This window comes from Rahnella sp. AN3-3W3 (assembly GCF_003263545.1).
Taxonomy (GTDB): Bacteria; Pseudomonadota; Gammaproteobacteria; order Enterobacterales; family Enterobacteriaceae; genus Rahnella; species Rahnella variigena.
The window spans coordinates 1-8947 of the sequence record NZ_JYDG01000117.1 but is presented as its reverse complement, the minus strand read 5'-3'; the positions used below and the strand labels follow the sequence as shown (position 1 = coordinate 8947).

The following is an 8947-nucleotide window of genomic DNA, read 5'->3' as shown; positions in this document are numbered from 1 at the left end:
CCGTTCAGCTGGATTTTGAGCACGCCATTGAACTCTCTAAAACAGAGTAATTTTGTTTTTTGAATTTAAGATCCTGCGGGCGATTCAGAAAGCTTGCTGAATGAGAGGTTGCAGACCATAGGCTGCAATCCCGAAACGAAGGAACCGCGCAGCGGCAAGATTTCCAGCCTGTCGCTGCGGTTGCTGAAACATAGCCAGCGCGCGGATCACATGTTTGAAAAAGCGAGGGGAGTTCAGAGGGGAAAAGCCTTTCCCCTCTGGTCGGTTTCGGCACGAAAGGCCGTGTGATAACCGTTATTGAGAAACCGAAATTTACTCAATTCTATTTAAAGCTTTTAAAGCCATTTAAAGGGATCCAAAGGGAACCCCTTTCACTCCGCATAAACCTTCTCTTTACTCTCACACAAATCTTCAATCAGACAACTCCCGCACCGCGGCTTGCGCGCAATACAGGTGTAGCGACCATGCAGGATCAGCCAGTGATGGCAGTCGAGCTTGAACTCGGCGGGCACCACTTTCAGTAATTTATCTTCGACGTCATCGACAGTTTTCCCCGGCGCGAACTTCGTCCGGTTGCAGACGCGGAAAATGTGGGTATCGACGGCGATGGTCGGCCAGCCAAAAGCGGTGTTCAGTACCACGTTGGCGGTTTTACGGCCTACGCCCGGCAGGGCTTCCAGAGCAGCGCGATCTTCCGGCACTTCGCCGTTGTGCTTTTCCAGCAGGATACGACAGGTTTTGATCACGTTTTCGGCTTTAGCATTAAACAGGCCGATGGTCTTGATATATTCCTTCACGCCGTCCACGCCAAGCGCCAGAACGGATGCAGGGGTGTTGGCGACCGGATATAACTTTGCCGTCGCCTTGTTCACGCTGACATCCGTGGCTTGCGCGGAAAGCAGCACCGAAATCAGCAGCTCGAACGGGGTGGTGTACACCAGCTCGGTCGTCGGATGGGGATTGTTATCCCGCAAACGGCTGAGAATTTCGATGCGCTTTTCCTTATTCATGAACACTTCCCTTTGGCAGACTTTCTTCAGCCGCGACATGCTGCACGGCTTTGCGCGCTTTCATGCGCTGATCAATCAGGTATTTGGCGGCCAGCAGCAGGCCGAGGCCGATAAACGCGCCCGGCGGTAACATTGCCAGCAGGAACGGGTTGTCCAGATGCAGCACTTCCACGCGCAACACTTTCGCCCAGCTGCCGAGCAGCAGATCTGCGCCGTTGAACAGCACGCCACTGCCGAGAATTTCACGCATCGAACCGAGCACAAACATCGCACAGGTCGCGCCCAGACCCGTCATGGCACCGTCAAGGGCTGCCAGATGGACAGGGCTGCTGGCCGCGCAGGCTTCGGCGCGACCGACCACAATACAGTTGGTGACGATAAGCGGAATAAAGATCCCCAGCGCCTGATACAGACCGAACGCATACGCATTGATCAGCATCTGCACGGTACTCACCACCGAGGCAATAATCAGCACGTAAATCGGGATGCGGATTTCATCCGGGATCCACTTGCGAAACGCGGAAATCATGGCGTTGGTACAGGTAAGCACCAGCGTGGTCGCCAGACCTAAACCCAGGGCGTTGGTGGCGGTGGACGTCACGGCCAGCAGCGGACAAAGTCCCAGCAGCTGAACCAGCGAGGAGTTATTGGTCCACAGACCCTGAACGATTATCTTTTTGGCTTCACTCATCACGGGCTCCACAAGGGGTGAGGTGGGAAAGCTGAGACGGTACCGTCCCGATAAATAATGCAGTGCGTTTTACTGAACGCACAACGGCGCGCGGCGTGATCGTCGCACCCGTGAACTGATCAAACATACCGCCATCTTTCTTCACCGCCCAGCGTTCGTCGGTGGGACCGTTAATGGTCTGATTGGCAAAATGTTTGATCCAGTCGGAAATGCGCACTTCGATTTTGTCACCCAGTCCCGGCGTTTCATGCTGTTCCAGCACGCGGGAACCGTAGACTTTGCCATGAAAATCAGCGGCAACCAGTAACTGAATCGCACCGGAATAGCCGTCAGGCGCGGTGGTTTCTACCACAGCCGCCACCGGCTGACCGTTTTTACGCGCCAGATACATGCGGTGCGGGGTGGGAGTGCCGAGAGATTCATCGGTGACGTTGTAACATTCATTCTGCATGTCGTTATCGTACACACTGGCCGGGATCACCTGGTCAAACAGGGATTTTTGCTGTAACAGCGCCTGATGTTCAATCGTCGGCTTAGTCATCAGATTGACCAGCGCCGTCATGCCGGTCATCAGTGCGCCAAAGAAAGCCAGGATCAGGCCGTGGCGTCGCATTGTAGCTAACATAATTCTTCCTCAGCGATGCCCGTAAACACGTGGTTGTGTGTAGTGATCAATCAATGGCACGGTGATATTCGCCAGTAAAACTGCAAAGGCGATGCCATCCGGATAGCCGCCGTAACTGCGGATCAGCCATACCAGCAAACCAATCAGCGCACCAAAAATCAGGCGGCCTTTCGGGGTGGTAGATGCCGTAACCGGGTCGGTCGCGATAAAGAACGCGCCCAGCATGGTCGCACCGGAGAACAGCCCCACCAGCGGCGAGGAATAACTTTCCGGCGCCAGACCCCACGCGATACCCGCGCAGAAGGCCAGCATACCCAGCATGGCAACCGGAATATGCCAGCTGATGATTTTGCGCCACATCAGGAACAGGCCACCGGCCAGAAAACCGAGGTTAATCCACTGCCAGCCCAGACCGGCCAGTGTGCCGCTGAACAGGGGGGTTCCGAGGATCTGATCGGCGGTATGGCCGGAACGCAGACCGGTTTTAAACGCATCCAGCGGTGTCGCTTGCGTCACGCCATCAACGTTCATATTCAGCTGATACGCGGTCAGATCCTGACTGTTATGGCCGGTGAAAATGGTCAGCAGCGTGTCGGTGAATCCGACGTGGTGATGCTGTAAAACATCCGGCGGCAGCCAGGTGGTCATCTGCACCGGGAACGAAATCAGCAAAACAACGTAACCTACCATGGCCGGGTTAAACGGATTCTGACCCAGACCGCCATAAAGCTGTTTGGCAATGATGATGGCGAAAATCGTGCCGAGAACCACCATCCACCACGGACCCAGCGGCGGCAGGCTGACGCCCAGTAAAACCGCAGTCAGCAGGGCGCTGTTATCGCCCAGTCGTTTTTTCACCGGCTGTTTGCGCAGCTGCAATACAGCGCCTTCCGCCAGCAGGGCAATCACGATAGCCAGCGTCAGCTGAACCAGCGTGCCGTAGCCAAAAAACCAGACCTGAGCGATCAGGCCGGGAATACACGCCAGAATTACCATCATCATGATGGTGCTGGTGTTCTGGCGGTTATGCGTAAAAGGTGAACTTGCGATCCTGAAGGCCATTTATTCCTCGTTCGACATTGTCTGAGCGGCTTTACGGGCCTTAACTCGTGCGATCGCAGCAGCCACAGCGGCTTTGCGTGGATCGCTTTCTTGTTGTGATGTTTCTTTTTCTTCCGGTTCAGCTTCCTGCGCTTCACTCAGTGCAGCAGCTTTTTTGGCTTTAGCCCGGGCAATAGCCGCGGCAACAGCGGCCTTGCGTTTATCGTCTGCGGACGGCTCGGCAGGTGACGCTGTCACGTTTTCTTCGCCATTTGCAGGTTGTACCGCAGCGGCCTTTTTGGCTTTCACACGGGCAATGGCCGCGGCGACAGCGGCTTTGCGATCATCCTCTGCCGGCGCCTGCGGGGCAACGGCCAGTTCGCTTTCTTTCGCTTCGACCACAACGCCGCTGTTTCCGGCTTTCTTCGCTTTCACACGTGCGATAGCCGCAGCCACGGCGGCTTTGCGATCGTCTTCCGCAGAAGGCGGAGTCTCAGGCACCGGCTCAGAAGCCACCGGGATTTCCTGCTCAGCGGCGGCTTTTTTCGCTTTCGCACGAGCAATAGCCGCAGCAAGCGCCGCTTTACGCGGATCGGCTTCGGCAGGCTGCTCTGCCGCTGTTTCAGCAGATGGCGCTTCTGTTGCCGGTGCTTCGTCCAGTTTCACTGCCGCTTTCTGGTGTTTCTCTTCACGCGCTAACTTCTCGCGTTCCATGCGCGCCTGTTTGGCTTCAAAGCGTGCCTTGGCTTCGGTGGCGCGGGCAGTCTCTGCATCGATGGCGCGGATTTCGGCCTTTTCCTGACGGTAATACTGCACCAGCGGAATATTGCTCGGGCAGACGTACGCACAGGCACCGCATTCGATACAGTCGAAGAGATTATGCTTACGCGCTTTCTCGTGTTCTTCGCCTTTGCTGAACCAGTAAAGCTGTTGCGGCAGTAAACCAGCCGGACAGGATTCGGCGCAAAGGCTGCAACGGATACAGGCTTCTTCTGGTTCCGGCTCACCCAGTTCGGACTGAGACGGTGCCAGCAGGCAGTTGGAAATTTTGACCACGGGGACATTGAGCGATGGCAGGGTGAAGCCCATCAGCGGGCCGCCCATAATCACCATCTTTTTGTCGCCCTGCGGCTGCAATGCGCCTTCACGCATCAGATGTTCAATCGGTGTGCCCAGACGCGCCCAGACGTTGCCCGGTTTTGCCATCGCTTCGCCGGTCAGCGTCACCACACGTTCGATCAGTGGTTCGCCGTCGATAATCGCGCGTTTGATAGCAAATACGGTGCCGACGTTTTGCATCAGCACGCCGATGGAAGACGAGTGATGGCCTTTCGGCACTTCAAGTCCGGTCAGGATTTTGGTCAGCTGTTTGGCACCACCGGAAGGGTATTTGGTCGGGATTACCCGCAGTTCAATGCGCACACCTTCGGCCTGTTCGGCTTTAATGGCGAGTTTAAAGGCGGTAATGGCTTCCGGTTTGTTGTCTTCGATACCGATCAGCACGTGTTCCGGTTGCAGCATGTGGCACAGAATACGCGTCCCTTCGAGGATTTCCGCTGCGTGCTCCTGCATCAGCCGGTCATCGGCGGTGATGTACGGCTCACATTCGGCAGCATTGAGAATCAGCGTGCGGGTAGACGTCAGGCCGCCTGCCAGTTTGCTGGCGGTCGGGAAACCTGCGCCGCCCAGTCCGGCGATACCGGCCTGACTGATGCGCTGATTCAGTTCTTCGGCAGAAAGCCGGCGATAATCGGCAATGAATTCACGCTCGCACCAGGTGTCCTGGCCGTCGGCTTCAATCAGCACACACAGTTCTTTCAGGCCGGAAGGGTGTGCGGTGATATGCGGCTCGATGGCGGTGATCACGCCGGATGTCGGCGCATGAACCGGCACGGTGCGGCCACGACCTGTGGTCAGCGGCTGACCTTTTAATACGCGGTCGCCAGCTTTCACGCACAGCTCGCCTTCAGGGCCAAGGTGTTGCTGAAGAGGAATGATAAAGCGCTCAGGCAGCGGCACGTTGCGCAGCGGAACGTGGCTCGACTGAGTCTTCATTTCCGGCGGATGAATACCGCCGTCGAAGTCCCAGACTTTGTCTTTTTTGAGCGCGGCAAACAGATTAAACATGTTACTCCGCATGGATGACCTGAACCGGAATGGACTGTAAATCCCATTTCCAGTTTGCGGTGGTGGTTTTTATTGGCAACATTTCGATGCAGTCCGTCGGGCACGGTGCGACGCACAGGTCACAGCCGGTGCATAAATCGGTAATCACGGTATGCACGGCGCGGGTGGCACCGACAATGGCATCAACCGGACAAGCCTGAATGCACTTGGTGCAGCCGATACAGTTGCTCTCGTCGATGTAGGCGACTTTGCGTACTGGTACCGCCGCAGCGGCATCTTCGCCCATTGGCTGGGGTTCGACGTTAAGCAGGGTCGCCAGTTTGAGCATTACCGCTTCGCCGCCAGGCACGCATTTGTTGATGTTATCGCCATTGGCAACCGCTTCAGCGTAAGGCTTACAGCCGGGATAGCCGCATTGCGCACACTGGCTTTGCGGCAGAATATCGTCGATCTGATCGACAACCGGATTGCCTTCGACCGCAAAACGACGTGAGGCGTAGCCCAGCAGCAGGCCAAAAACCAGCGCCAGAGCGGTCAGCGCGCCAATCGCTTCCCATAATTCAAACATCAGAATTTCACCAGACCTGTGAAGCCCATAAAGGCTAATGACATCAGGCCAGCCGTGACCAGCGCAATCGAAGAACCTTTGAACGGAGCAGGAACGTCAGCCACCACCAGACGTTCACGAATGGCGGCGAACAGCACCATCACCAGCGAGAAACCGAGCGATGCGGCAAATCCATACAGCGCGGACTGCATAAAGTTGAACTGCTGGTTGATGTTCAGCAGCGCCACGCCGAGCACGGCGCAGTTGGTGGTAATCAGCGGCAGGAAGATACCCAGCAGACGATACAGTGACGGACTGGTTTTACGCACTACCATTTCGGTGAACTGCACCACAACTGCGATCACCAGAATAAAGGCCATGGTGCGCAGATACACCAGTCCCAGCGGCATCAGTATGAAAGTGTTGACGATCCACGAGCAGATGTTCGAGAGGGTGATGACGAACGTGGTCGCCAGCCCCATACCAATAGCGGATTCCAGTTTCTTGGAAACGCCCATAAATGGGCACAGGCCAAGAAACTTAACCAGTACGAAGTTATTTACCAGCACAGTGCCGACAAAAAGTAATAAATAAGAGGTCATGACAATTGCCCGGACATAATAAACATTAAAAACCTCAGGGTTATTCCGTGAAGGTTTCTTTTACCCGCAATGAGCGCTTGAAATAAGGCACAAAGACGGCGGCGGCCAATAAAGGTAACAATAAGTTACGCACGGCCAAATCATCAGTAACTGGCGAGAATGCAAAGGCTTTTACCGCCAGAAGCACCGTACATAATAACCAGATAATATACATTTTCGGTAAGGCTCTTGCGCGCTTACAGAATTGCCACAATACCGCGACGGTAAATGCCCCCATCGCCAGCGTGGTCACTACGGAGAAATACCATTGCAGGGTAAATGCCTGCGAGTTGGTGAATAAGTATTCACGCGATTCCGGCACAAATAATGCCATTGAAAAAAGAAACAGCATTAATACGACGCTCAGCAGCGTCACAATCAGATACGCCATCGGGGCCAGTAACCACCCGCCAATACGTTTATAGCCCGGATTATTCGACATAAAAGCTTTTCTCACGCTGGTTTCGCCATCAAATCAGCACAGGGAGAGTTCCCCGACCTTCAAGGCGCAGTAGCTTAACCTGTGAGAGGCATTCTCGTTATCGTATTTATGTGATCAATACCTTAATCCTTAACGCCGTCTCTGCGTTGGCTGTCTTCACTCGCCCCGGTCACATACTTTTGTATGCTCCCGGGGACTTACTCAGTTGCCGCCTTGATACAGCCTGAATGTTTCAGGTATTAAAATCGGGGAGGTTTAATGCACCGGCACCAGAATTTCGGTGGCGACGATCACGACAATCAGACCGACCAGCACGGGAACGGAGGTGCGTTTAACCACTTCGAAAGGCGAGATCTTTGCCATACCGGCCACGGCTACCACGACGCCGGAAACCGGTGAAATGGTGCGGCCGAGGTTAGATGCCTGCAACATCGGGATGACCAGGTATTCCGGGTTTATGCCCATTTTGGCCGCCAGTTTCGGGATGAGTTCGACGAACGCATAGAACGAGGCATTACCGGAACCGGTTGTCATGGCGGCAAGCACGGTGATCACCACCAGAACCAGCATCATCACAATGCTGCCTGAACCAAAGTTTTGCGCCAGTCCGATCAGGCTGCTGATGAATCCGACGGTGCTCAGTCCTTGTGCGAATACGCCGGCTGCGACCAGCAGCATCACCACGTTGGCGAACGCATCCGCCATGCCGCGATAAGCGACGTCCAGACCGGCGAAGACGGCTTTGCCGTTACGGTTACGCAGCGTTTCTATAATGGCGGTCAGCAACATACAAATGACCAGAATAGTGATGATATGCAGATTCGGGCCCCATTTACCGTCGAAAATCAGCACACCAATAATCGGCGTGAAAGGCAAAATGGCGTAAAAAGCGGGGGCATTCGTTTCGACCACGTCGTCTGCATTGGAATCAACGGCATCTACTTGCGCGGTGGTATCGCGTTTATCCAGATAGCGTTGCCAGAAGAAGTGCGCGATCGCCATTGCCACAATGGCCGCTATGGAAATCGGCAGGGTGACTTTAAAGGCGAAATCCACCAGCGGCATATTCGCGGCCTGCGCGGCCAGCACGACATCACCTGAAGTCGGAGAAAGAATAATCGCCGCAGGGGAAGCACAAATCGCCGCCGCCGCACCGCGACTGATGCCGACGTTAACCATAATCGGGAACAGGGTAGCCATCAGCAACACGCCCAGACCGGTCGCCGAAGACACTGCCAGAGACATCAGGCACGCCAGAATATAAGCCGCAACCATCAGAATGTACGGCGAGTTGATCATCTGTAACGGACGCGACGCCAGCTTAACCACCACATCATTGGCGCCGATATGGGTCATATAGGCCGCGAAACCGCACAGCATCATGATCATCATGCCGAGATCGCCACCACGGCTCATCAGCAGAATTTTGACGTATTCGACGATATCCGTCGCGTTCCAGCCGGTACTTTTAGTGCCTTCCGGCAGGATACTGTGACCCATGATTGCGCTGATAATCAGCAGCAACAAACCACCGACCATCAGGACGCCGGTGGGTGAATAGCCTTTGATGATATAGCGCCCGACAAACACGGCGACCACCAGTCCGATCAGTAATTCCAGCATGATTGTATTCCCCGAGATTAAATGTGGATCCAAGTGAAAGGCGGGAACTTTGCCGAAATAACGGTAAGGGCGTAATGACGCTCATCAATTATGGGTGATGAAAGGCGGGGGGATATTTAAATTTGTGATGATTGATGGGGATCACGGGGGCGTACAAAACAATCTTCAACTTCAACTTCAACTTCAACTTCAAGTTCAAG

General features: G+C 54.8%; 9 protein-coding genes. All 9 read right to left on the bottom strand.

Annotated features, from left to right (window positions below; all coding sequences use genetic code 11):
- Positions 1-371: 371 nt before the first annotated feature.
- Positions 372-1010, bottom strand: coding sequence for an endonuclease III (gene nth, locus UC15_RS23950; RefSeq protein WP_112291523.1), 639 nt, complete (start codon positions 1008-1010; stop codon positions 372-374).
- Positions 1003-1701 carry an electron transport complex subunit E gene (locus UC15_RS23945; RefSeq protein ID WP_112291522.1) on the bottom strand — a complete coding sequence of 233 codons (699 nt, stop codon included), beginning with the start codon at positions 1699-1701 and terminating at the stop codon, positions 1003-1005. The genes nth and UC15_RS23945 overlap by 8 nt, the downstream gene beginning before the upstream one ends.
- Entirely contained in the window at positions 1694-2326 is a 633-nt protein-coding gene (gene rsxG, locus UC15_RS23940; RefSeq protein ID WP_112291520.1) for an electron transport complex subunit RsxG, read from the bottom strand. Before rsxG ends, UC15_RS23945 begins: the two co-directional genes overlap by 8 nt.
- A 9-nt stretch (positions 2327-2335) precedes the next feature.
- Positions 2336-3388 carry an electron transport complex subunit RsxD gene (rsxD, locus tag UC15_RS23935; protein ID WP_112291518.1) on the bottom strand — a complete coding sequence of 351 codons (1053 nt, stop codon included), beginning with the start codon at positions 3386-3388 and terminating at the stop codon, positions 2336-2338.
- Complete coding sequence (rsxC, locus tag UC15_RS23930; RefSeq protein ID WP_112291516.1) at positions 3389-5494, bottom strand: electron transport complex subunit RsxC; 2106 nt, start codon at positions 5492-5494, stop codon at positions 3389-3391.
- Between the two features lies 1 nt (position 5495).
- A complete protein-coding gene (gene rsxB, locus UC15_RS23925; RefSeq protein ID WP_112291515.1) occupies positions 5496-6062 on the bottom strand; it encodes an electron transport complex subunit RsxB in 567 nt (188 codons plus the stop codon).
- Positions 6062-6643: an electron transport complex subunit RsxA gene (gene rsxA, locus UC15_RS23920; protein ID WP_095922116.1), complete on the bottom strand. Its 582-nt coding sequence runs from the start codon at positions 6641-6643 to the stop codon at positions 6062-6064. The genes rsxB and rsxA overlap by 1 nt, the downstream gene beginning before the upstream one ends.
- 40 nt (positions 6644-6683) lie before the next feature.
- Entirely contained in the window at positions 6684-7124 is a 441-nt protein-coding gene (locus UC15_RS23915) for a DUF2569 domain-containing protein (protein ID WP_112291513.1), read from the bottom strand.
- A 255-nt stretch (positions 7125-7379) separates the two neighbouring features.
- A complete protein-coding gene (gene dcuC, locus UC15_RS23910; RefSeq protein WP_112291512.1) occupies positions 7380-8747 on the bottom strand; it encodes an anaerobic C4-dicarboxylate transporter DcuC in 1368 nt (455 codons plus the stop codon).
- Positions 8748-8947 lie beyond the last annotated feature (200 nt).